Genomic DNA, 22,465 nt, shown 5'->3' on the forward strand with positions numbered 1-22,465 from the left:
GGGCCTTGACGGCGGGTGGGCAGGTTTCAGGCGAGGCGTGGTGGCCCGGTCGCAGGGCGGAACACGTTGTTCCACAGGGTTTTCCAGTGTTGGGCCCAGGGCCAGTGCTCGGGCAGGTGCAGGACGGGCCGGCGCTGAGGGCGGGCGATCCTGGCGGGGACGGTGACGATGTGACGGCGAAGCGTCGCGCCGCGGGCGAGGGCGTGGCGGGGGCTGGTGAGGGTTCCGGCGGCGCGGAGCAGGTTGTGGCAGATGGCGGCGCAGATCGCCCACGCGCTGTTCGCGGCGAACCGGCCTGAGGGCAGGTGCGCCAACGGCCCGTCGATCAGGTCAGCGAACACCGTTTCGATGATCGCGTGCCGGCGGTGGGTGATGTCAGCATCGGCGGTGGGTTCGGTGTTGTTGGTGAAGAACGGGTGATGACGCCATACCGGGAACAGCTCCTCCTCGCCGGCCTGGTCGCGGGCGCGGTCACGGACCCTGCGCACGACCAGTCGGGCGGTGACCGGGTGCTTGGTGGAGGTGAACGCGGTGAACTCCACCTCCGCGACCTCAGCATCCGAAATCAACTCACCGGTATCGTCATCGACGACAGCACCGGGGTAGTGCACCGGTGTCCAGGCGTCTTCGGCGATGCTGGCGATCGCGGCGGTGACGGCCGGGTTCTTGGTGAGCACCACCGAGAACCGCACGCCTGCCTTCACACACGCGCCGACCACGGCGTGGTTGCCATACGCCGAATCGCCCCTCACCAGGATCTGCCCGCTGGCGCCGGCGGCGCGGGCGGTGGCGATCGCCTCGGCCACCATGCTCGCCGCGCCTTTGCCGGAGCCGGCCCGTCCGGCGCGCAGCCGGATCCCGGCCACCACCGGCGCCCCCTGGATCGTGCTGATCGTGGTCGCCAGCGGCGACAGGCCCCGGCGCAACACCTGCCGGCCGCCGATCTTGGTGTGCCCGAAACTCCCGCCCTGCTTGGCGTGCCCATACACCGGGCGCAACAACGAGTCGATATCGATGAACACCCGATCCTCGATACCCGGCAACAACCCGCTGGCCTGGACAAGGTTGACCAGATGGGCCCGCGCGACCGAGGCCAACTGCTGGGTGTGGCCATGGGTGAACTCCCGCAGAAACTGACCCAACGTCGCCGGCGCATACACCCCACCAAACAGCCGACGCATCCCACCCGACCGGATCACATCCAGATCATCGATACAGTCCGCGCCCGCGGCCATCCCCGCGATGATCGAGGCCAGCTTGCCCGCCGGGTTGGCCGCCGCCGAAGCCACCGTCGTCGCCGTGATCGCGACCCGTTCGCCCACCAGCTCCGACAGGCCCGCCCGCTCCGCCAGCGCCATCACCGGCACCAGCCCCGCGCACGACACCAGATTCTGCTCATCGAAGACCGGCGTGGCTCGCGACCACCCATACGGTAGTTTCACTGTCAGTGCCTTTTGGATCGGGTTGGATCAGGACTTCGACACTCCAGATTCTCCCGATCCAGAAGGCACTTCCTCTGCTACCACGCCGAAGGACCACTCACCCGGTCCACGGATCCAGGCTTAGAGCCTGTTCCTAAACCGGTTTGGTGAGGCGTTGGCTGGTGATGCGGATCATTGTCCAGCGGACCATGGCTTCGTGGTGTGGGGGTAGGCGTTCGTAGTCGCGTGCGCAGCGGCGGTGGGCGGTGATCCAGGCCAGGGTCCATTCGACGACCCAGCGGCGAGGGAGTACGTGGAAGCCTTTGGTGTCATCGGAGCGTTTCACGATCTGCAACGTCAAGCCCACAGTGGCTTTTGCCCAGTCGAGGAGTTTGCCGGCGTATCCGCCGTCGGCCCAGACCAGCCGGACCCGGCCGAAGCAGGTGCCGAGGCGTTGCAGCACAGGGTGGGCGCCGTCACGGTCTTGGACCGAGGCGGCGGTCACTATGACGCACAGCAGGAGGCCGAGGGTGTCCACGGCGATGTGACGTTTCCGGCCGTTGATCTTCTTCCCCGCGTCATAGCCACGACTACCAGCAGCTACGGTCTCGGCCGCCTTGACCGACTGGGAGTCGACAACGGCGGCTGTCGGTGTGGCGGCACGCCCCTGTGCCAACCGGACCCGATCTCGCAGACAGTCCAGGAGGTGCTCGGTGATGCCGGCGGCCTCCCAGGAGGCGAAGTACTTGTACACCGTCGACCACGGCGGGAAGTCCGCGGGCAGCGACCGCCACTTGGTGCCGTTGTCGACCAGATAGAAGATCGCGTCGACGATGTCACGCCGACAGTGCTTTTCCGGGCGGCCGCCCGCTCCCGACAGCGACGCCGGATCGGGCAGCAACGCATCGATCACCGCCCACTGTGCATCGGTGGTATCCGAGGGATACCGTCGAGGGCGACTTCGCGGCTGCTGGTGGAATGACGCCAGACGGCAACACCCAGCCCCTGAGGGGACACCAGCAACGACAGCACGGCAAGATAGCACCCGGACTCCTGGTAGAGCTGCGACTCGACACCGCTCGATCTACCAGGAGTTCCTCTCTCACCAGCGCCAACACGCCGACCAAGATCCAGCCAAGGGTTCAGGAACAGGCTCTTAGCTTGTCGTTTAACCTCCCGAGTCCTGCTCGGGGTGCGGGTCTGACCTTGTTCGGCGTGTCGTTGTGGTGATGGAACGGCCATCGCCTGATGCTCTTCGGGTTCCGACCAAAGAACGTCCGAAGGTGGCAAGCGATGGCCGCGCAGATCAGTGTGCCTCATGTACCGTGTCCAGGCGAGCAGGACACCAACACTGTTGTGGATCTTTCCCGGTTCCGGGTCGCGTTCTATGACTGTTTGACCGCGCGTGCGGATGCCTTGTTCGAGCTGGCCGACGCCGTGTTGTGTGAGCAGGGACCGGTGAACACGCTGGTCGAGTTGTGCCTTGCTGCACAGCACCGGCGCGGGCATGGCGCGTTGTATGACGGGTTGAATGCCGGACGGATCGACATCACCAGGCTGAGCTACTCGCTGAGTGGGCTGCCGCTTCCCCGTGACCGGGATGGGCGGATCGTGCTGGCCGTCGATGTCAGTAACTGGCTACGCCCGGACGCCGACACCAGTGCGGAACGACTGTTCTGCCACACCTACGGCCGCGGCAAGAACCAGGCACAGATGATCCCGGGCTGGCCGTACTCCTTCGTCGCAGTGTTGGAGAGCGGACCCAGCTCCTGGACACAGATCCTCGATGTGGTGCGGCTTGGACCTACCGACGATGAAACCGAGGCCACCGCACGCCAGGTCCGTGACGTCGTCACCCGGCTCGTGCAAGCCAGACAGTGGCAGCCCGATGATCCGCACATTCTCATCATGTTCGACGCCGGCTACGACGTGACGCGTTTGGCTTATCTGCTGGACGACCTGCCCGTGCAGCTGGTGGGCCGGCTGCGCTCAGACCGCGTACTGCGACACCCGAAACCACCACGCACACCAGGCGCTGGCGGCCGCCCACCCAAACACGGACCCGAGTTCTCACTGCCCGACCCCGACACCTGGACGCCCCCCGATGTGGCAACAGCCAACGAAACACCCCGGTATGGCACCGCAACCGCGAGCTGCTGGAACCGGCTACACCCGCGGCTCACCCGCCGCGCGGCCTGGACCGGCCACGAAGGCGAACTCCCGGTCATCGAGGGCAGCTTGATCCGGTTGTCCGTCGACCATCTGCCCGGCGAGCGTGACCCGAAACCGCTGTGGCTATGGACATCAGCCACCAACCTGAGCGCTGAAACCGTTGACCGAGCCTGGCGGGCATTCCTGCGCCGATTCGATCTCGAACACACCTTCCGCATGCTCAAACAAACCCTCGGCTGGACCAAACCGAAGATCCGCGACCCCGAAGCGGCCGACCGCTGGACCTGGCTCATCGTCGTCGCCTACACCCAGCTACGACTTGCCCGCGATCTCACTGACCACATCCGTCGCCCCTGGGAACCCCGCCAACAAGCAGGCCGCCCGCTCACACCGGCACAAGTACACCGCGGCTATCGGAACATCCACCGGAAACTACCCGTCCCCGCCCGCGCACCAAAACCCAGCCGGCCAGGCCCAGGACGCCCACCAGGCCGCAAAAACCGCCAACAAGCACCACGCCACAACGTCGGCAAACACACCAACCAACCTCATGACGAAAGGACCAGAGGTTAAACGACAAGCTTAGAGGTGATTGGCGTGGTGCTCATCGTCGCCCGGTGTCGCAGCTCGTTGAGGTCAAGCTGGGTCAGCCGGAGCCTCTTGCCATGCGAGCCTGCTCGGCGGCGCATGCGGTGCTGATGTGCCTGTAAGTACGTTGCATAGTCGGGTGCCGGCTGACACGCTCGCGGACGTGCGATCAGTCTGCGGATCAAGTGTCCATGACTTGGACGGTTCTCATGGGTGAACTGCCGGGCGGGTACGTCAACGCGGTAGTCCGAATAGGTGAGACGGTCCGGCGTCCTGTTCCAGAGCATGCCGAGTTCGTCCACGCTCTGCTGCTGTATCTCGAGGATCGTGGCTGGCCGGGCGCACCCCGTTTCCTCGGCATCGACGAGACTGATCGTCAGATACTTAGCTATCTACCTGGCCATGTGGCCTGGTTAGCTCCTGATCGAGTCGACCCCCCAGGAGTGTGGTCAGAGCAGTCGCTTGCACGGGTGGCCGAACTCGTACGGGAGCTGCATGACCTCACGGCAGCCTCTGCCCTCGCGGGTTCGAGAGAGGTCGTGTGCCACAACGATCTAGCCTCCCGCAACACCGTCTACCGGGATTCGGGAGATGGCAGCTACCTCCCGGTCGCTTTCATCGACTGGGACCTGGCTGGCCCCGGGTCGCGCATCCACGACGTCGCGTACCTGTGCTGGCAGTTCGTCATCGGTGACCCCGATCGGCCAGATCCCATCACTGCGGGCAAGCAGTTGCGGCTGATCTGCGACGCTTACGGCCTGTCGGAACGGACGGACCTGTTGCCGGCGATCATGGCGTGCCAGGACCGAAACTGGCGGCAGATCGAGGCGAGCGCGAACGCAGGCGATGAAGTGTCCCAACGCCTCAGGGACCTCGGCGCTGTGCGCACTGGCCAAGCCACCTACCAGTGGACGGCCACCCACCAACACGAGATCGAACGCGTCCTCGGATGACCACTAGCTTGGAAGATGTGCGCTCCCGCTCAGCGTGGCCAGGCGCGCGGGGCAGGGCGGAACGAACTGATCGTGGTTGACCGCTTATCACCGAGTCGTGGCCGCCACGTGTGGCACGTAGATCTGCAGAAGAGGAGTTAGCCAGACGCATGGTTGAGCCAGAGATTCCCCTCGTCGCCGGGTCTCACAGAGTCCGCGTTCGAGTCGGTCAGACAGTTCGGCGTACAGGTAACTCATGGTCGCCGGCCGTCCTCGATCTGCTGCGGCACCTCGAGCGCGAAGGATTTGCTGGCGCGCCGCGTGCGCTGGGCTTCGACGACCAAGGGCGAGAGGTGCTGACCTACATCGAAGGAGAGGTCGGGCGAGGCGAGACCTTCATCCCGGACCAAGGGGGCCGCTTCGACATTCGTCTCCCAGACTTCGTCTGGCGTGACGACGTGCTCGTGCAACTCGGCGCGCTCCTCCGCGCATATCACGATGCCGCGGCAACGTTCCCGTGGGCTGAGCGTGAGTGGCTGTTCGAGCCGCAGCAGCCTGTTGAGACTGTCTGTCACAACGAACTGTTCCCGTGGAACACCGTCTTTCGGTCGGGCGTGCCGGTGGCGTTCATCGATTGGGATACCGCGGCGCCGGGGCCGCGCGCCTGGGACCTCGGGTTCGCCGCGTGGCGTTGGGTGCCGTTTTTTCGTGACGAGAAGTGTCGAGCAGTCGGACTCCCGACCGGCATCACGGAGAAGGCACGCCGGTTTCGGTTGCTGCTCGACGCGTACGGTCTCGAACCTGACATTGGCATCGTGCGCGCGGGGATCGAGCGGACCCGGCAACTTCTGGAACACATGTCGAAGGCCGCCGCCGACGGTTCCGAGTGGGAGGTGGAGCTCGCTCGACGCGGCTTGCTCGACGAGGGGGCGCTTGAGATCGCATGGGTGGAACAGCATGCGGAGGCGCTTGTGGAGTCGTGACCTGTCGCACCCGGGCACGACACGGCGTGTACGTGCTGGACCCTCAGGAGCGTCCAGCGGCTGCTAACGCGTCGGATGACCTGCCGTGACGACGTAGCCCTTGCGGTCACAGGCAATGGCCCGGATGGCTTCTCATGAGAGATGTGTCGAGAGCAGGCGAGATGTGCCGTAAGCAGCAGGCCCTACCCGAGAGTGCCGTCGGATGGGTATCCGAGGTCCTCGGCAGTCCGATCCGTTCGGTGCGAGCACTCACCGGCGGTATGGACAGCACCATCGACGTGCTGGTGCCCGAGCGAGGCAAGCCAGTCGTGATGCGTCGTTACCTCGACAAGGGCTCGCCCGACAGCGCGATCGCGTTGGCCTGTCGGGAAGCGGAGGTGCTTCGCGCCCTGAAGCTCACCTCGGTGGCGGCACCGGGGTTGGTCGCCGTTGATCGGAGAGGTGAGCATTGCGGCACGCCGAGCGTGCTCACTGAGTTCATGGACGGTAGTCGTGAAGTCCCCGGCGATCCGCGAACCCTTGCCGCCGGGCTGGCTCGGACGATGGTGACGATCCACGACACTTCGCCGCCGGCCGTCGATGGGCTTCCCGATGCGACCGGGCTCGTGCTCAGTGCGCTCTCCGAGGAGTGCCCCGACCTGCACGGTCAAAGCCCAAGCGCGACGATGTGGAGCCTCGTTCGCGACCAGCCGGCCCCATCCGAGATGGGTCCGCAAACGCTGATTCACAACGACTTCGCCCCGCACAACACGCTGTTTGTTGGCGACCGACTCAGCGGGGTCGTGGACTGGACCCTCGCAGCGGCGGGTCACCCAGCGTCCGAGGTGTCCTTCTGTCGACTAAACGTCGCGCTGGTGCTCGGGCTGGACGCCGGCGATCTGGTACTGGAAGCGGCACAGATCGGCGCACCGTTGACTGATCGCGGCTGGTGGGACCTCGTAGCCGCAGCCCGGGTCGAGCCCGATCTCCACTCCTGGACCCAAAGCGCCAACTACTTCGGCCCCCCGGATGTCACCGTCCAAGATGTCGCCGATCGCTTCGACCGCTTCCTCCGCGGCGCTCTAGCGGCCACCTGACTTCTGGGATCGCACAGCTAGGAGACCAGGCGTCGGCGTTATCGGTAGGTGCGGGCTTGCAGTTCGAAGAGTTCGGCGTAGGTGCCGTGACGTTGGAGTAGTTCGGTGTGGCTTCCGGTTTCGGCGATGGTGCCGTCGCTGTTCAGGACGACGATGTGGTCGGCCATGCGGACGGTGGAGAAGCGGTGGGAGACGAGGATGGTGATGGCGCCGACGGCATGGCGGAGCTTGGCCGCGGCGGCTGTCCATTGTTGGAAGAGTTGGTGCTCGGTGTCGGCGTCGATGGCGGCGGTGGGTTCGTCCAGGAGCAGGAGGAGGGGCTGGGTGCGCATCATGGCCCTGCCCAGGGCGAGTTTTTGCCATTGGCCGCCGGAGAGGTCGATGCCGGCGGGCCAGTTCGGGCCTAGTTGGGTGTCGATGCCGGCCGGGAGCCCGGCTGGTAGGTCAGCGGCTCCGGCGCGGTCGAGGGCAGCCCGTACGGCGACAGGGTCGTCGCGGGTGGCGAGGTCGCCGATGCCAACGGTCTCGAGGAGAAGGAATTCGAATCGGGCGTGGTCTTGAAACGCGGCAGAAATGTGTCGCCGCCATTGGTCGGGGTTGAGGTGGGTGAGGTCGGTGCCGTCGATGGTGACGCGGCCAGAGCTGGGCGGGTAGAGGCCTGCGAGGAGTTTGACGAGGGTGCTCTTTCCGGCGCCGTTGTCTCCGACGATCGCAACGGTGGCTCCTGCGGGCAGGCGCAAGCTGACGTCGTGCAATGCGTCGTGGTCGGAGGCGGGATACCGGTAGGAGACGTGCTCGAGCTCGATGCCGTCGTCGAGGCGGCGCGGGGGCGTGGTCCTCGCGTCGACATCCAGGGTGTGTTGGCGGGCAAAGTCGGTGAGGTAGACGAACCGCGCGACGGTGGCGAGGCTGCGGAACGCGAGCTGGATCAGGTCGGCTGATCCGGTGACCAAGGTGAGGACCTGTCCGGCCAGCACCGCGGTCAGGCCAGCATCGCCAATACTGGCGCGGCCCTGGACAGCGAGGGTGACGACGTAGGCGATCGCGGCGAAGTAGCCGACCATGAAGATGACTCGGCCCAACAGGGTCAAGGCTTGACCGGTGAGGTTGACCCGACGATGGATGCGTTGGATCTCGACCTCGGTGCGGTGGAACCGGGCGGTCAACTCATCGGCAAGGCGGAACAGGCGTACCTCTTTGGCTGGGGCCGGGTTGGTCGCCAGCTCATACAGATGGTGCGCGAGTCGGGCGGGAGCGGCGGCACGGTCGTTGCCCAGTTCGAAGAGTGCTCCGGTCTTGGAGCTGAGGGCCAGGGTGGGGATCGCGAACAGCGGGAGGAGCAACAGGAGCGGGCTCACGCCTGCCAGCAGGATGGCCGCGATGATGATGCGGATGCCGGTAGCGAACATGTTCAGCAGGCCAGGGATGGCGTGCCCGAGGTGCCAGCTCTCACGGTTGAGGGCGTGTAACTGGTCGAGATATTCGGGAGTTTCGTGGATCTCGAGCGTGGGGGTGGCACCGACCAGGCGGACGAGGCGTTCGTCGACTTGGGCCAGGGTGCGATCGCGGAGTGCGATCTGGACCCGCTGACCGGTGTAGTTCAGCGCCGCCGCCACGGCGATCGCAGCTGCCATACCGCAGGTCGCCGCCACGATCTGTGCGGTGTTGATCGGAGTGAGGGCGTCAAGGAGGAGCTTGAGCCACCAGGCGAACAACGCGGCGGTGACGGCCTCTGAACCCAGCAGGACGAACGCGGCCACCGTGCGGGGGCGGTCGGTGTTCCAGGCGATCTGTAGCAGGACGCCGGTGGCGCGCAGGCGGCTGACCACGGGTGGACGGTCGCTCATGATGTCCTCTCGGCGTCGGTGTAACGCATGGCCTGTTTGCTGAACAGGCGGGCGTAGGTGCCGCCGGCGGCCACAAGTTGCTCGTGGCTGCCGTCCTCGCTGATCCGGCCGTTGTCGAGGACGACGATGCGATCGGCGTGGCGGACGGTCGAAAACCGGTGGCTGATCACGATCGTGGTCAGTCCGTGAGTCAGGTCCAGGAAGCGGTCGTAGAGGTCGGCCTCGGCGCGCACGTCGAGATGCGCGGTCGGCTCGTCAAGAATCAAGAGCTTGGCGCCGGCCTGGACTGCCCGCATCGCCCGGGCCAAGGCGATGCGCTGCCACTGCCCCCCAGACAGATCCACGCCACCGGCGAAGCCCGCCGACAGCGGCGTGGACGGACCGTCCGGTAGCTCAGCGAGGAGTTGCCCGGCACCGGCACGGCTGGCAGCCTCGACGATCCGGTCGCTGGCATCGCGGTCATGAAGGTGTTCGATGGCGCCGAAGCCGATGTTGTCGGCGGCGGAGAGTTGATAGTGCACGAAGTCCTGGAAGATCGCCGCGACACCGCGCCGCCAGGAGAGGGGATCGATCTCGCTCACGGCGATCCCGTCGATGGTGATCCGGCCCCCCTGAGGGGTTTCCAGGCCGGTCAGCAACTTGGCGAGGGTTGTCTTGCCGGCACCGTTCAAGCCCACGATCGCCAGCGACTGGCCGGCCTCGATCCTCAAATCCAGGTCGGCGTAGACCGGTGCATCGCGGCCCGGGTAGGAGAAGGTGACCTGTTCGAGCCGGATCTCCCGATGCGGAAGCCCCGCTGCCGTCCCGACCGCGCCTAACGCAGCTATCGTGCCGGCCGGCCGCTCGGCCAGTGTGGCGACCGCGTTCTCGACCTCGATCACATCCGGGACCCGGCTCGCCCCGTATCCGATCAGCAGATCCCCCTCCTGATTGGCCAACATCCCTACTCCGACCAACCCCTGGACGAGGACCGTCACCGCACCCGCGCTCATCGCACCGTCGATCACCGCGTGGGCCGCCCACAACAGCACCGCCACGTTGCTCGCGATCACCGCCACCAGCAGCAGCACCCAATCTCTGCGGTTCACCCGCCGCGCCGTCGCCAAGTGGTCGATGACCACACTCCGGTGTCGCCGATAGCCATCGGCCACCCAGCCGGCCAGCCCGAAGATTCGCAGTTCCTTCGCCCACGTCGGCATGAGCGCGATGTTCTTCAGGTAGCCGGCGCGCCGCATCGCGAGACTGCCGCCCTCGGCCTCGATGAGCCTGTAGTCCGCTTGCAGCCGACGGCCTACCAGGATCCACACGATGGCCAGGAGTACCGCAGCGAGTGGCCACACCGTGGCGACCAACACTGCTGAGGCCAGCCCCTGCACCCGCGCGCCCCACTTCTCGGCGAGCCCGTCCACCAGATCCCCTGGCTCCTCCCGAGCCAGCACGGCGGTCTTGTCGATCCGATCCGCGAAGGTCGGGTCCTCAAACAGCGCTAGACCTGGCGCGCTCAACGTCGCAGCCATCACCCGGGCCAGCAGGTACTCCTCGTATCGCCGGTAGAGGTCTGCCTGCACGAAGACTCGACCCGCCGACACCACCGCATCGGCGACCAGCACCAGGGCCATCGCGGCCAGTGTCGACTGCAGATCATTGCCAGCCAGCGAGTCAAATCCATCCCGCACCGCGCGCGGTAGCTGCGTCACCACGCGCGCCACCAGCAGCGCGAACGCCGCGGACAGAGCACCGGTCAAGCCGATCAGCACTATCCACAGCGCGACCAACCCCGGGAACGCCCGCGCCAACGCCTTCGACGCGATCCACCGCGGACCAGCGGATCGCCTGGACTTTTGCCTCTCAGAAAGGGTCCACACCACGAGGCTGACACGACCAACCCTCTCTGTCACGACCAAAGGGTCAAATAGGGTCAATCGGGGTCGTCCTCCCGCAGACAGGGCCCCCACGGTGCTCGGATGGGGATCCCCAAGCGACAGCACAGAGCCCGACGGTGCGCTTCATACGTCGTCCCACCGAGGAATCGCTACGTCGTCCCCATGGGGTCACCACTGATCGTCAGGGGTGGGGAAGCTCGTGACCGTCGACACTGTCGGCTGTCACGGAGGAGACCTCATGCGCACCTTCCAGTGGTGACCGTCGCAGACCACTGACTCGCGAGGCCCTCCATGAACGTGCTCACCGCCGCCTGGATTGGCACTGGCGCTCCGCCGGCGACCTCGACCACCACAGGGACCTGCGCCCGGTGCGCAGCCTTCGGTGACCTCGTCCCTGCCCGCTTGAGGATCTCCAAGCAGTTCACCGGCTTCGACGGGTGGGCCAACTCTGCCGGGCGGGGGCTGTGTCAGGCCTGCGCCTGGGCCTACTCCACGCCGGCGCTCCGCTCGGTGCCCCACCTGGTCACTCGCGATCCAGCCACGATGCAGCAGCTGGCCCGCGGCGAGGCCGACGTGTTGCTGCGAAGCGGTGCCCTCGGCTCAGACCTTGCGCTGGTGGTGCCGTTGCGTCCGGGCCGCAAGCACATCCTTCCCACGGCCTGCTGGGGGCGGGTGAGCATCGATGATGCTCAGTTGCCCTGGAGCGATCAGGACGCCGAGCGGCTGAGGGTGCTAGTCACGTTGCGCGGGCTCGGGTTCGGCAGCCGAATGCTCGAGGAGCCGGCACCGCCGTTCCGGGTGATGAAGACCCTTCGGCCCGCGCAGTGGTCCTGGGCGCTGCAGGGATGGGAGCAGCTGGCCTTCTGGCGGGCACCGGACAACCCGTGGCTCCCGCTCGCCTTGCATGTCACCACGCCCACCGCGAAAGGAGCCCGATGAGCATCCCGTTTCGCAGTGTCACTGCCACCGACAACGGTTTGACTCACCTGATCGTCGCCAGCCCTGCGCTGCCGGGTACCCGGCCCGACGAGCTGCCGGCGGCAACATTGTGCGGCCGAGCCGTGGCAGGGGAGGTGGAGGAGCACCCGGCCGCGGTGCAGTGCCCGCGGTGTTTGCTACGGGCGCCGGCGTTCATGGGTCTACCGACGTACACGGTGTCGCTGTGAGCGCCGCCATGACGCCGACGTCGAGGTGGCTGTCGACGACTGCGCCGTTCATGCCGCCACTTGATGGGCCGGCCGGCGTCGCCGAGCGGCTGCTGCTGCTGGTCCACTACGGGATCGACTGGTCGAGCGGGTGGGTGACTCGGTACCGCACGACGTATTGGGACAGTCTGCTGCCGGACCGCGTGATCTGCGCGACGTACCGGTCGCCGAACCTACGCCGGTGGTGGCGTGACGTCGCCGACGACCTGGGATCCCAGCCGCGGACTGCGGCCGAGCGCGCCGAGCTCGAGCAGCTGCTGCGTGCCGAGGCGTTGCCTGTGTTGGAGGTGCTGCGGTTCGAGACGCAGGCGCTGCTGTTGCGCACGCGGATCGTCGCCGACGCGGTTCGCCAGGCTCGGACCGACGCCGCCAAAGCCCCTGCGGGTGTGGAGCGATGAGGACTGTCACCTGGACGGGGACCCTGACGGCTGCCTCGTCGATCGCTCACGGTGGGGAGACGAGGGGGACGATCACGCTGCTACGGCGCGAACTCGTCGCAACCCCAGACGGTGCTCTGGTGCACGTGCCGATCGTCTCCGGCAACACGCTGCGTGGGCGGCTGCGGCGGTTGGGGGAGGAGTTGCTGCGCGACGCGGTGGGGTACGAGGGGCTGCTGCACCCCGCGGCCGCCCACGCGCTGCGTGGCGGCGGGTCTCTGGCTAAGACCAGCCACGAGCCGCTGTCAGGCAGCCGGCTGCAGAGGTTGCGCGAGCTCGTCCCTCAGATCGGGGTGTTCGGCGCGGCCGGTGGCGGCACCATCATCAACGGGGCACTCGATGTCGGCAAGGTCGTCCCCCACGTGCATGAGACCCGACACATCACCGGGGTGGACACCCAACGGTCGGCGTTCACCGCGACCCAGCTGGAGGGCTACACCCGCCAGGACGACACGGGTGGACACGACTTCGCCGGCGTCATCGGCGGAGTCAACTCCGATGCCCAGATGCTCTTCGACGACGCTGGCAGGCCTACCCCGGTCGTGCGGGGCGGGAACCAGATGCTGTTCCACCTGGAGACCTTCCCGGTCGGGACGGTGTTCAGCACCTGGTTGAGGCTGCGCCGGCCCAGCCCGCTCGAGGTGGCCTTCTTCCGCGACGTCTTGACAGGCTTCACCGTCGACGGCCGCCTTGGTGGCCGGGTGGGGATCGGACACGGCATGGTCATGGTCGACCTGCAACCCTACGCGGCGCTCACTGTCGACATCGACTGGCGCGAGTTCGTCGCCGACCACCGTGACGACATCCTCGACTGCTGGCGGGTCTGGCATGACCGGGAGCATGGTGGCGATGCGGGTCCGGGCCTACCTGGCCGCGGGGATCGCGCAGGCGGCGCCGTGGGGGATCGCCCTCGATGGGCTGCTGGCGTCTGAGCTGTGGGCCGAACAGAAGGCCTCCTGCCGAGCCGCTGGCCGCGGCTACGTCCGGGCGCTGGAGACCGACAACCCGCCCGACCTCGATCTGCCGCTGGCGCGGTGTCAGCCGAAGGAGGGTCCGTGGCACTGGGCCGCGACCTGCGCCCACCCCGATCAGGACCACGGCCGGGTCGATGTGCACACCTGGACCGGGCGCGTCGACGCCCGCGCCCTCGAGCAGGTCGCCACCGGGCTACCCAAGACCGTCTCGGGCCGGCAGGGCCGCTACCGGGCCCGGCGCATGCCGCTTCTGGTGACCCCCTGCTCCTCGGTGACCTGGCACGCCGTCGGCGACGTCGCCCGGGTTCGTGAGCTCATGGAGCCGATCGCAAGCATCGGAAAGAAACGCTCCACCGGAGAAGGCCACGTGCTGCGCTGGGAGGTCACCCCGGCGCCCAACCTCGACGAGCTGGCCGCAGGACACCTGCACCCCGACGACACCCTGGGACGGACCGTCCCCGACGCATGCCGGCGCCTCCTGGGCGAGGTCGCAGACGGCGGCCGCGGCCGCCGTCAAGCGGCAATGCGCCGCCAAGCACAGCCACGACCACGAGGCGTACGTCGAGGCGAAGGCCTCCTTCATGTGGGAACTGATCCGCCGCGCCGACGGATGGACGCATCGGCTGGCAGCCAGGACCGTCCGAGGCCTGACCGCAGCGGCACCATCGAGGCCACGCAGAAATATTCCCCGCGTGGATCGTGGCCGGTCACGGACCTCGGTGTTGCTCTCTCCTGCCGGGCGGACGACCTTCTTCCATGGGCCCAACCGCCACCAGCCTCTGGGCGTTGCCGCGAGGAGAGGTCGATGAGGATGAGCAGGACCGTGCGCGCGTGCGGCCTGGTGACCGCGCTGCTCCTGGCGGCGTTGACCGCCGCCTTCGTCCCCAGTGCGGCGAACGCCGACCAGCCAGCACCAGCTGCTGAGCCGGCCGTGACCTACGACTGGTTTCGGCCCGGTCAGCCGTGGCTGGACGACCAGCGCCGAACCATCCAGGCGGACGGCGGGCAGGTCGTGGTCTCCAAGGACGCGGCCGGCATCAGGTCGACCCCCGACGGCGAGCTCACGCTCACCCTCACACCCACCCGCAGCCCCAACATCCAGGTCAGCTGGGTCATGGTCGCCCAGACAGGCTGAGGTTTCGCGTGCAGCTGAGACGTTCTGTGTCACTTGGCAGCCAGGGAAGGCGACGAATGCCGCGCGAGATCTCACGAAGAGCACTGCTCCAGCACACCGGCGTCCTGACGGTCGGTGCCGTGGCGGTGAGTGGACTGCCGAACCTGGCCGCCCGCGCCGAGGCGGCAGCAACGAAGTCCTGGACCTTCGGTGACATCACCTTCGCACTCAGTTCGCTGCTGCTGACTCCGGGCGGCGAGCCGTCCGCCAGCGCCAACGTCGATCGTGCCTGGGCGCTGCTCACCGACGGCAACACGAACGACGCGGCCGACGGCGTCTCGTACGACTTCGACGAGTCGACGCCCGCCGACGACCGCTATGTCGACCTCGACAGCACGTTCGTCGCGCCCGCGGACGTCCGCACGGTTCGCCTCAGTTTCGCCGTGCCGAGCGAGGAGTTCGAGGTTCGTGGCTGCACGGTCTCTTTCGTCGCACTGGACGGCACCATCAACCAGGTCGCAGCTCGAATCGGGCGAGCGCGAGCGGGATTCGTGACCGTGACCGCGGTCCCGCCGTTCCCGCGCACCGTGCGGAGTCTGGTCGTCCGGGTGACGACCGCGAAACGACTCGTGCTCACCGAGTTCGAAGTCATCGGAGCGGCCCACGGGATTGTCAATCTCGCCGTGACGGATCCCACCGAATTCCACGTGCACGCGCCAGGACAGCCGTTCGTGGTCGAGGTCACGCCCGACGTCGTGGCCTTCGGCGATGTCACCCACCTGCTGGGTGAACTGACCCTCACCCCGGGGACGCAGCCGTTCGCCACTCGCTACCTCGACCAGGCGCGGACCCTGCTGACGGACGGTCGGACCGACTACGTGCCGGACGTCGGCGTGCTGTTCGACTTCTGGGGAACGCCAGAGGACCTGCGCTACGTCGACCTGGCGCTCAGCCTGCCGTCGACCAGCGTGAGCTCGGTGACGCTGAACGCGTTCAACATGAACGGCGAGTACGACTTCTCCGGATGCACGGTGACCCTCGTCGACGAGGGCGGCGCGACCACCACGAAGGAGGCCAGGCTCACCACGGCCGGCGGCCTGGTGACCGCCCAACTCGTCCTCGCCGAACCGGTGGTGGCGACCAGAGTCCTGGCACGGATGTTCACGCCGTACAAGCTCAACCTGACCGAGCTGTCGCTGACGGGAGCGACCCGCACTGGCCTGAGCCTTCCGGATCCAGCTCTCGTCGCGCGCTGGAAGGACTTCCGTGGTCAGCGCCTCACCGACGACCTCGCCCTCAGCGCGGGCACGGTCAACCAGGTGAACTCACCGGCCAACCTAGGTCCGGGCTACTACGGGCTGGAGTTCGCCGCCGGACCCGAGGTCGCGTTCGCCGATCACCTCCCGGGCGAGCGCCGAGAGTACGGCTTCACGGTGACCGAGCTCCGCAGCCTCGCGCAACGGGCGGTCAATCCCGGCTCGACGTGCGGGATGGTGCACAACGACATCAAGGACCCCTACCTTGGCGGGTGGAGCAAGAACACCAGTTGGCAGACCGGAACCTTCGACGCCGATGCCTGGCACTCCACCATCCAGGCCCGGCGTGCGGCCGGACTCCTCGAACTCCCTCTCGTCAGTGGTGGGGACTGGGACGCCGCGACGAACGGTGACAAGTCTCCGTTGACACAAGAGGAGCTCGACACCCTCCAGCGTCGACTCCGGGATCACCTGCGCGCCGACCAGACGGTTGAGTACTGGGAACTCGGCATCGAGGAGAATCTCAGGTCCGCCTTCCACGAGGGCGCGCACTACTGGTCGAATCTCGACGCCAAGGTGTCGGCCGCCCGCCGCGCCGCCGACGAGGCGGGCCAGGCCGCGAAGTGGATCTACCAGGTGGCCGAACCGAACTCCCGGCGGGGCGACGTCACCGCTTTCCTGCAGAGCAGCGCCGCGACGAAGTTCGACGTCCTCTCCCTGCACCCGTACGCGTGGCCGGACTTCGCGAGCCCCGAGACGTGGATGCGGTCACTGATGGACTTCGTGCACGCGGAGATGGCGCGCACCGGCGTGCGTCTGCCGATCTGGCTCACCGAGGTCGGTGCCCCGCACGCCGGCAACTATCCCGGCGGATGGTTCGGCTACGGCGACCGAAACGATCCGGCGACACGTTCACCGGTCACAGGCCTGTCCCGCCGCGCGGAGGTCGGCTATCTTGTCAAGATTCACGTGCTCGGCTCGCAACTGGGAGCAGACAAGGTGTTCTGGTACAACTACCAGGACGGCGGCTCGGACCGTACCTATCCCGAGCATCACTTCGGATCCCGTGACTTCTGGGGATTCCCCAAGCCCGCCTATGCCGCCTACACCGAACTCGTGCGGCTGATCGACGGTCGTGCACCCGCCGGTCTGATCCGAGGCGCCGGCAACCTGTGGTGGGCGACGTTCACCGGCGCCGACGACGACGTCCACGTCGGCTGGCGATACCCGCACGGGAGCGGTCGCGCCTCATGGGGCGCCCTCGGGCTCGGGCTCGACAGCGGACAGGTGATCGAGATCGTCGACGCCGTGGGGGCCCGGCAGCCAGTTGACCAGGCGGGTCCGATCCTGACCGCAGACCCGCTGTATGTGAGAACGAAGCACTGACCGGGATGCCGCTGGGTGGCTACGCGGCTCTACGGTTCATAGATGCCCATCACCTGATAGGGAAGAGGGTCCGCTCCGACGGGGGTGGGCCGGGGTTCGGTGGCGAGCTCGCATCGACCATCGAGATCGCAGCGTACGATCGCGACCTTCTTCTTGTGATGCGTCGTACGCGAGGAAGACGAAGTGTCCCTCGTCCTCCCACGCGATGACCGGCGCGTACTCCTTGAGGGTGACGAGCGCGCGGCCCCGTTCTGGCGTCGGCGATCGTGGCGTCGTCGGTGGGCCCGCGGTCCGGGCCCTGCAGCATCGGGGCGAGCAGTTGGTCAGTTGCGGCGCCGCGCCAGGTGCCGTCGCCGGCAGCGGTCCGGGACGGCGACACTCTCGTCGTATCGAAACTCGACCGGCTCGCCCGCACCGTCCCCGATGCCCGTGACATCGGCGACTCCCTCGCCGAGCGCGGCATCAGGCTCTCCCTGGGTGTCGTCCTTCCCGCCCAACGGTCGCAGCGCCTCGGCGGCGTAAACGCCGTCGCACGGTCGGACGGCACGCCAGGCAGTGGCGGCGTGAGGCGCGCGTCTGCTGGCGGCGCGTCGGCGAGCCGGTCGGCCACGTCGAGACGCGTGGTGACCCGGCGGACCGCCGCTACGCCCTGCCCACCGAGGCCGGCACCCCACTCCACCGGCCGCGGCCAGTTCCTGGACACGGTACGCCGCCGCGGCGTGGGCTGGCAGGACTGGGACGTGTTCGGCGACGCGATGGACCAATGGTCAAATGGATACGTCCTGGTGCAGCGGCAGGTGACCGGCCCGGACGCGGTAACCGCCGCCGCCGGCGACACGGTCGAGACCGCCCCGACCCCTACGACAACTTCGCGCCCCTCCTAACCCACCTGCGGCGGGTGTGGGGTGTGGGCAGGTTGGCGGCGTTCGAGTGGGCAGAGTTTTGGCACAAGGTGACCGGCGTACCGGTCGACGCCCCCCGGCCCTCCAACCCGTCACCGCCCAATACCCCTGGCCAGAGGAGCTTGCCACCTCGTGTCATAAGCCGCACACTCGATAGACAAGTGTGCGGATTTTGATACGGGAGCATCAGGTCTCCTACACCGCGGGCAACTCCAAGGTGGTCGGGTCATTGCCTTGGGCACAGCCCGAACGGAAATCGTTCGATGGGCTGGCGCCGTCGACGGCGAGATCGTCCTCTGGTGCCGCGGCCGGCTCGACTTCAACCGTCTGCAGCGCCGCTACGCCCAGCGCCGTCACGCCCGCGAGCGAGCCTGTCCACCTGGTCGTCTTCGACGTGCTCGCCCGTACGTCTCCGGTGCGCGGGTGTGGCTGAAGTACAAGTCGCGGCAGACCACCGACGCCGTGATCGGCGGGGCCACCGGCAGCCTCCACCGGCCGGCGGCACTGCTCCTCGGCCGGTACGTCTCTGACACCGGACGCCTCCACTACGCGGGCCGGACGACCCACCTGACCGACGCGCAGGCCGCGGCGGTCGCGCCACTGCTCGTCGCCGCGATCGGCGGGCACCCGTGGCCCGCCCAGCTCACCGTCAACTGGCGGTCCAAGCCGACCGGCTACCACCAGGTCGCCCCGCTGGTCGTGGTGGAGATCCGCTCCGACATCGCCACCGACCAGGGCCGGAGGTGGCGGCACGCCGTCCGCCTGCTGCGGGTCCGGGACATCGCACCCAACGAGGTGCCTTTCGATCTTGATCTGGAGACGAGAGAACGGTCATAGACCCTTTCATCGAACGTCTCGTTCGATCCACAATGCGGCCGTGGGGCAGCAGCGCAGGTACGGGAAGGGCGTCGACGGGTACGAGGTGCCGACCGGTGGGCGGCGCAGGCCTTGGAGGACGCCGTGACGGCAATCCACGACCACGTACGTGAGACCGGACGGGCGGGAATCTACGCGGGCGACGGCACCTGGCGCGCCGCGCTCACCGACCAACTCCTGGCGCCGATGCTGCAAGGTCCGGACAGAATTCGCCGCGGGGAACGAGCGGGTCGACGGGAGCGACACAATCCTGGCGGCCCGCCCGGAGGAGTCGCGCGAGGACATCCAGGATCGGCTGTACCGATCGCGGCACTACGCCTCCCCCCGCATGCTCACCCGCCACCGAATCGCCGAGGTGCTGTACGCCGGCATCGGTGCCGGCCTGCTGGAGGCCGTGCCGGCAGCTCGAGTGGACGACACCGTCAGCATGATGGTGGAGGCGATGCTCGACGGTCGGCTGCACCCTCGGATGCTCGCCGCCCATGGTGAGTGACTTCGGCAGTGGTTCGGACTCACTGCCGGGGAGTGGACCGCGGCCGCCGACATGGGTCAGACGCGTATGAAGATCTCGGCTGGTTTTGCCATCCCAGCACCTTGCGTGGTCGGTCGTAGCCCTAGATCTTGGATGTCCGTCAAAACGGGTCAACCCCCACCCCGAAGGCACGTAACCAAGCACGTGCGGCAACACAGACAACAGGCCAGACGGCCCAGACAGTGACAGTGGAACCCATGACGGACGGCTCCCCCCTTCGGAAGACGAGGCAGATGTCCGCCGATGGTTGGTGACAGTCACTTCACACAGCGGTGGGCAAATAGTGGGCAAGCCGTGGTCGAGCAGCCGCCGGGCTAATCGCACGGCGACAACACCCTTGCCTGATCTACACCGAGCGTGTTTCCGAAGCTCACCACGCTGATCAGCCAGAGCGCGGGCCGATCGCGGTGGATGCTGTGTGCGCTCTTGACGATGCGGACACGGTTGGGAGGGATCAAAGCGATGACTCGTTCCCGGTCGACCCCTTTCAACGCGGTGTCGGGTTCGGTCGCGGCGATCAGCTGGACGGGCCCTGGACACTCTGCGACTAGAGCTGGGAGATCCCAACGCTGTGTCGTCAAGAACCAGCTGATCGTTGAAGCGTCGAAGTCCGCCCGGCTACGAATGGCATCCTCCGCGGCTTCCCGGGACCAAGACGATCGGCTTCTCAGCAGCGCAGCTATCTCCCCAGCAGGGTCACTCCGCGCCCGTTGTGCAGCGACACTCACTTCGACGGCTACCTGAGCAGGGTCCATCGAGGCCAAGCCGGGTGGATCCTCCAGGACAACGGCACTAACCAGGTCTGGGCGCAAGCGCGCGAGGCGCAGTCCAACGATTGCTCCTAGCGAATGCCCGACGACCAGATGAGCAGCCCGATCGTCAAGTCGAGCCGCGACGTCCAGAGCCATGCCATCAACGGAGTCCGCAGAACCGGCTGCGGGACGACGGCTACCGTGCCCGGGAAGATCCAGGTTCACGACGCGCCATCCGAGGTCTTCCAGGTCGCGCTGGTTGCGCTGGAAATTGACAGCAGACGCCATCACACCGTGCAAGAGCAGGATCGTGTTCATGGCTCGGCACGCTAGATCGCGCTTCACCTGGTTCGAAAGGCTCGCGGACTTGTCGATCACGAGTCCCTGGTGGACGAGACAGACCTGTCCGGTGACGACGCACACCAGATCCTGCCGCCGATGTTGCAGGGGCCGAACCGAGTTCTCCGCGGCGAGGGCGTCGACGGCGCGGGCACGGTCCTGGCGGCCAGTCCCGAAGACGCCCGGGAAGGACATCCGGGACCGGCTGTACCGGTCCCGGATCTCGTCTCCGCGACTGGCGGGCACCCGGGGCCGGCGCAGCTCACCATCAACCGGGCGCTCCAAGCCGACCGGCTACACCAGGTCCACCGCGCGGCTCGGTGTACGGATCAAGCCGGTTCAGGGTATGTGTCACCTAGTCCCGCTGACCGCGAGCCGGGACGGTGACCTGAAGGGTCCGGGCGGCGCTGTTGCGCGAGCTCGTCGCCAAGGGCACGGCACCTGCACGACGTCGACAACACAACCATCCGGAGGTGAGGCGCAATGAATCAACCGCTGATGCTGCCCGAGGTCACCGGGAGGACAGCACTGATCGTCCGGGTCAGCCGCGTCGACACCGACCTCCTGGGTGCGCCCGGCCGGTGGTGGCAAGCCGAATGGGAGTTCGACGACGGCTCCAGCAGCGCGGCCCAGGGAGAAGACCTTTCCTACGTCGTGCGCTGCGTAGCAGCGATACCGGCCCCGGAGATGCTGTTCCAGGATCCCGAGACGGGCGAATGGTCGCCGTGCTCTCCCCCTGAGGTGTCGGGCCAGCTGTAAGACCTGAACTCAGCAAGCCGAAGGCCTCCAGTCCGGCAGCGTCGCCGAAGGCTGGAGGCCTTCATCGTTTCGCGCTGGTCAGCGGGCCAATCCCGCCCGCCGGAGCTGAGCTCGGTGGGTTAGTCGTCCTCCTCGACGGTCGCGCCGCGGTGGTCCTGCACCTCATGCCGCGGTGCCTTCTCCGTCCAGGAGTAGTCGGTCTCCACCGACACGGTCTTGACGTTGGCCCGCACCACCTTGCGCCAGTGCCCGCGGATCTTCACCAGATCGCCCGACGTGACGCTCTCCCGGCCGTAGTTGGTCGCCACACCGTCACCGATCTGCTCGGCCCGAACCAACCGCCAGTGCTCCAGGTCGGCCCGAGCGATCGCCAGACGGTCCAGAAGCCCCCTGCGGTAGCTGCTCTGCGGGTCGCCCTGCGCCTGCTGGAAACGCTCGAGCTCACGCTCGCCCCGCCGAATCTCAGCCCCGAGCCGCCCGGATCCGATTAGCCACCGTCACTGAGTTGTGCCGGGACCCAGGCGCCGCGGCCGCCGTCCTAGCCGCCGCCCACACCCGATCCGCGCGCTCCTGATGCTCGATGCTGGCGCCGATATGAGAACGGATCCGCTCCGCGTCCCGCTCTGCCCGCCGCTGCGAGTCATGACCGACCAGGATCGGCTGACCGAAAGGGATGTGGTCGGCAATCCGACGGTAAGCAGCATGCCGCGCATCCGCCCGGGCCTGCTCCCTCTCCGCACCGCTCGGCCCGGTCCTCGACCCTCTGCGCCCGCCGCGCCTCGACCTCCTCACGGTCCCCGACGGTCGTGTCGATCGACACCTCGACCGTAAACCCTGCCTCGCGCAAGGCCTGCGCCGTACCTTCCCCGCCGAGCCACCAGCTCAGCGTGTCGGGCCGGAAACACCGTTAGATGCACAGTCCCTAGTTGCCGCCACGCAGGCCATTGCTCCCGTGACGAAGCGCTGACCGCGCCAGGTGGGATGGTCAAATGGTTTGAGCCGGTCCCCGATGCCTGGCTACGGTGCTGCAG

The 22,465-nt window shown here is 67.4% G+C and carries 21 protein-coding genes; 14 read left to right on the forward strand and 7 right to left on the reverse strand.

Features of this window, described 5'->3' with window-relative positions; all coding sequences use genetic code 11:
* Positions 1-26: 26 nt before the first annotated feature.
* The gene (locus tag HEB94_RS32110) at positions 27-1,442 is read right to left on the reverse strand and encodes an IS1380 family transposase (protein ID WP_192749648.1); all 1,416 of its coding nucleotides are present in this window, start codon (positions 1,440-1,442) and stop codon (positions 27-29) included.
* Positions 1,443-1,575: 133 nt separating this feature from the next.
* Positions 1,576-2,409 (reverse strand): IS5 family transposase, encoded by an 834-nt coding sequence (locus HEB94_RS32115; protein ID WP_192756800.1) that lies wholly within the window; start codon positions 2,407-2,409, stop codon positions 1,576-1,578.
* Positions 2,410-2,777: 368 nt separating this feature from the next.
* Here HEB94_RS32115 and HEB94_RS32120 point away from each other — a divergent pair, with 368 nt between their 5' ends.
* From HEB94_RS32120 to HEB94_RS32135, 4 genes are all read left to right on the forward strand, one after another.
* Complete coding sequence (locus HEB94_RS32120; RefSeq protein WP_337918084.1) at positions 2,778-4,166, forward strand: NF041680 family putative transposase; 1,389 nt, start codon at positions 2,778-2,780, stop codon at positions 4,164-4,166.
* A gap of 206 nt (positions 4,167-4,372) precedes the next feature.
* On the forward strand, positions 4,373-5,134 hold the full coding sequence (locus tag HEB94_RS32125) for an aminoglycoside phosphotransferase family protein (RefSeq protein WP_192753338.1): 762 nt from the start codon (positions 4,373-4,375) through the stop codon (positions 5,132-5,134).
* 149 nt (positions 5,135-5,283) lie between these two features.
* Entirely contained in the window at positions 5,284-6,096 is an 813-nt protein-coding gene (locus HEB94_RS32130; RefSeq protein ID WP_192753339.1) for an aminoglycoside phosphotransferase family protein, read from the forward strand.
* 239 nt (positions 6,097-6,335) lie between these two features.
* Positions 6,336-7,172 (forward strand): phosphotransferase, encoded by an 837-nt coding sequence (locus HEB94_RS32135; protein ID WP_192753340.1) that lies wholly within the window; start codon positions 6,336-6,338, stop codon positions 7,170-7,172.
* 38 nt (positions 7,173-7,210) lie between these two features.
* Here HEB94_RS32135 and HEB94_RS32140 read toward each other — a convergent pair whose 3' ends face one another.
* Both HEB94_RS32140 and HEB94_RS32145 read right to left on the reverse strand, forming a co-directional pair.
* The gene (locus tag HEB94_RS32140) at positions 7,211-9,019 is read right to left on the reverse strand and encodes an ABC transporter ATP-binding protein (protein ID WP_192753341.1); all 1,809 of its coding nucleotides are present in this window, start codon (positions 9,017-9,019) and stop codon (positions 7,211-7,213) included.
* Positions 9,016-10,794, reverse strand: a complete 1,779-nt coding sequence (locus HEB94_RS32145) for an ABC transporter ATP-binding protein (RefSeq protein ID WP_238361697.1) — start codon at positions 10,792-10,794, stop codon at positions 9,016-9,018. The genes HEB94_RS32140 and HEB94_RS32145 overlap by 4 nt, the downstream gene beginning before the upstream one ends.
* Positions 10,795-11,304: 510 nt before the next feature.
* Between HEB94_RS32145 and HEB94_RS32150 the strand changes: the two genes are divergently transcribed.
* From HEB94_RS32150 to HEB94_RS32190, 9 genes are all read left to right on the forward strand, one after another.
* Positions 11,305-11,841 carry a hypothetical protein gene (locus HEB94_RS32150; RefSeq protein ID WP_202896673.1) on the forward strand — a complete coding sequence of 179 codons (537 nt, stop codon included), beginning with the start codon at positions 11,305-11,307 and terminating at the stop codon, positions 11,839-11,841.
* A complete protein-coding gene (locus HEB94_RS32155; RefSeq protein ID WP_192753343.1) occupies positions 11,838-12,068 on the forward strand; it encodes a hypothetical protein in 231 nt (76 codons plus the stop codon). The genes HEB94_RS32150 and HEB94_RS32155 overlap by 4 nt, the downstream gene beginning before the upstream one ends.
* Positions 12,065-12,505, forward strand: coding sequence for a hypothetical protein (locus HEB94_RS32160; RefSeq protein ID WP_202896674.1), 441 nt, complete (start codon positions 12,065-12,067; stop codon positions 12,503-12,505). The genes HEB94_RS32155 and HEB94_RS32160 overlap by 4 nt, the downstream gene beginning before the upstream one ends.
* A complete protein-coding gene (locus HEB94_RS32165) occupies positions 12,502-13,476 on the forward strand; it encodes a hypothetical protein (RefSeq protein WP_202896675.1) in 975 nt (324 codons plus the stop codon). The genes HEB94_RS32160 and HEB94_RS32165 overlap by 4 nt, the downstream gene beginning before the upstream one ends.
* Positions 13,373-14,653, forward strand: coding sequence for a hypothetical protein (locus tag HEB94_RS32170; RefSeq protein WP_192753344.1), 1,281 nt, complete (start codon positions 13,373-13,375; stop codon positions 14,651-14,653). Before HEB94_RS32165 ends, HEB94_RS32170 begins: the two co-directional genes overlap by 104 nt.
* 56 nt (positions 14,654-14,709) lie before the next feature.
* Positions 14,710-17,274, forward strand: a complete 2,565-nt coding sequence (locus tag HEB94_RS32175) for a hypothetical protein (protein ID WP_192753345.1) — start codon at positions 14,710-14,712, stop codon at positions 17,272-17,274.
* 344 nt (positions 17,275-17,618) lie between these two features.
* Entirely contained in the window at positions 17,619-18,158 is a 540-nt protein-coding gene (locus tag HEB94_RS49630) for a recombinase family protein (protein ID WP_337918085.1), read from the forward strand.
* 252 nt (positions 18,159-18,410) lie between these two features.
* Complete coding sequence (locus tag HEB94_RS32185; protein ID WP_192753346.1) at positions 18,411-19,013, forward strand: hypothetical protein; 603 nt, start codon at positions 18,411-18,413, stop codon at positions 19,011-19,013.
* 148 nt (positions 19,014-19,161) lie between these two features.
* Complete coding sequence (locus HEB94_RS32190) at positions 19,162-19,545, forward strand: hypothetical protein (protein WP_192753347.1); 384 nt, start codon at positions 19,162-19,164, stop codon at positions 19,543-19,545.
* Between the two features lie 353 nt (positions 19,546-19,898).
* On the opposite strand, the gene HEB94_RS32195 is transcribed toward HEB94_RS32190, so the two are convergent.
* Positions 19,899-20,654 (reverse strand): alpha/beta fold hydrolase, encoded by a 756-nt coding sequence (locus HEB94_RS32195; protein WP_192753348.1) that lies wholly within the window; start codon positions 20,652-20,654, stop codon positions 19,899-19,901.
* 504 nt (positions 20,655-21,158) lie between these two features.
* Here HEB94_RS32195 and HEB94_RS32200 point away from each other — a divergent pair.
* Positions 21,159-21,434, forward strand: coding sequence for a hypothetical protein (locus tag HEB94_RS32200; protein ID WP_192753349.1), 276 nt, complete (start codon positions 21,159-21,161; stop codon positions 21,432-21,434).
* A 119-nt stretch (positions 21,435-21,553) separates the two neighbouring features.
* On the opposite strand, the gene HEB94_RS32205 is transcribed toward HEB94_RS32200, so the two are convergent.
* A complete protein-coding gene (locus HEB94_RS32205) occupies positions 21,554-21,772 on the reverse strand; it encodes a hypothetical protein (protein ID WP_192753350.1) in 219 nt (72 codons plus the stop codon).
* A gap of 124 nt (positions 21,773-21,896) precedes the next feature.
* Positions 21,897-22,226: a DUF3560 domain-containing protein gene (locus tag HEB94_RS54865; RefSeq protein ID WP_192753351.1), complete on the reverse strand. Its 330-nt coding sequence runs from the start codon at positions 22,224-22,226 to the stop codon at positions 21,897-21,899.
* Positions 22,227-22,465 lie beyond the last annotated feature (239 nt).

The sequence above is a fragment of the Actinopolymorpha pittospori genome, assembly GCF_014873875.1.
GTDB classification, from domain to species: Bacteria; Actinomycetota; Actinomycetes; order Propionibacteriales; family Actinopolymorphaceae; genus Actinopolymorpha; species Actinopolymorpha pittospori.

Bases quoted from the DNA above. Each gene is read 5' to 3' on its own strand.
- HEB94_RS32125 (WP_192753338.1), top strand. From the start codon at position 4,373: ATGACTTGGACGGTTCTCATGGGTGAACTGCCGGGCGGGTACGTCAAC.
- HEB94_RS32130 (WP_192753339.1), top strand. From the start codon at position 5,284: ATGGTTGAGCCAGAGATTCCCCTCGTCGCCGGGTCTCACAGAGTCCGC.
- HEB94_RS32140 (WP_192753341.1), bottom strand. From the start codon at position 9,019: ATGAGCGACCGTCCACCCGTGGTCAGCCGCCTGCGCGCCACCGGCGTC.
- HEB94_RS32155 (WP_192753343.1), top strand. From the start codon at position 11,838: ATGAGCATCCCGTTTCGCAGTGTCACTGCCACCGACAACGGTTTGACT.
- HEB94_RS32165 (WP_202896675.1), top strand. From the start codon at position 12,502: ATGAGGACTGTCACCTGGACGGGGACCCTGACGGCTGCCTCGTCGATC.
- HEB94_RS32170 (WP_192753344.1), top strand. From the start codon at position 13,373: ATGACCGGGAGCATGGTGGCGATGCGGGTCCGGGCCTACCTGGCCGCG.
- HEB94_RS32175 (WP_192753345.1), top strand. From the start codon at position 14,710: ATGCCGCGCGAGATCTCACGAAGAGCACTGCTCCAGCACACCGGCGTC.
- HEB94_RS32195 (WP_192753348.1), bottom strand. From the start codon at position 20,654: ATGAACACGATCCTGCTCTTGCACGGTGTGATGGCGTCTGCTGTCAAT.
- HEB94_RS32200 (WP_192753349.1), top strand. From the start codon at position 21,159: ATGAATCAACCGCTGATGCTGCCCGAGGTCACCGGGAGGACAGCACTG.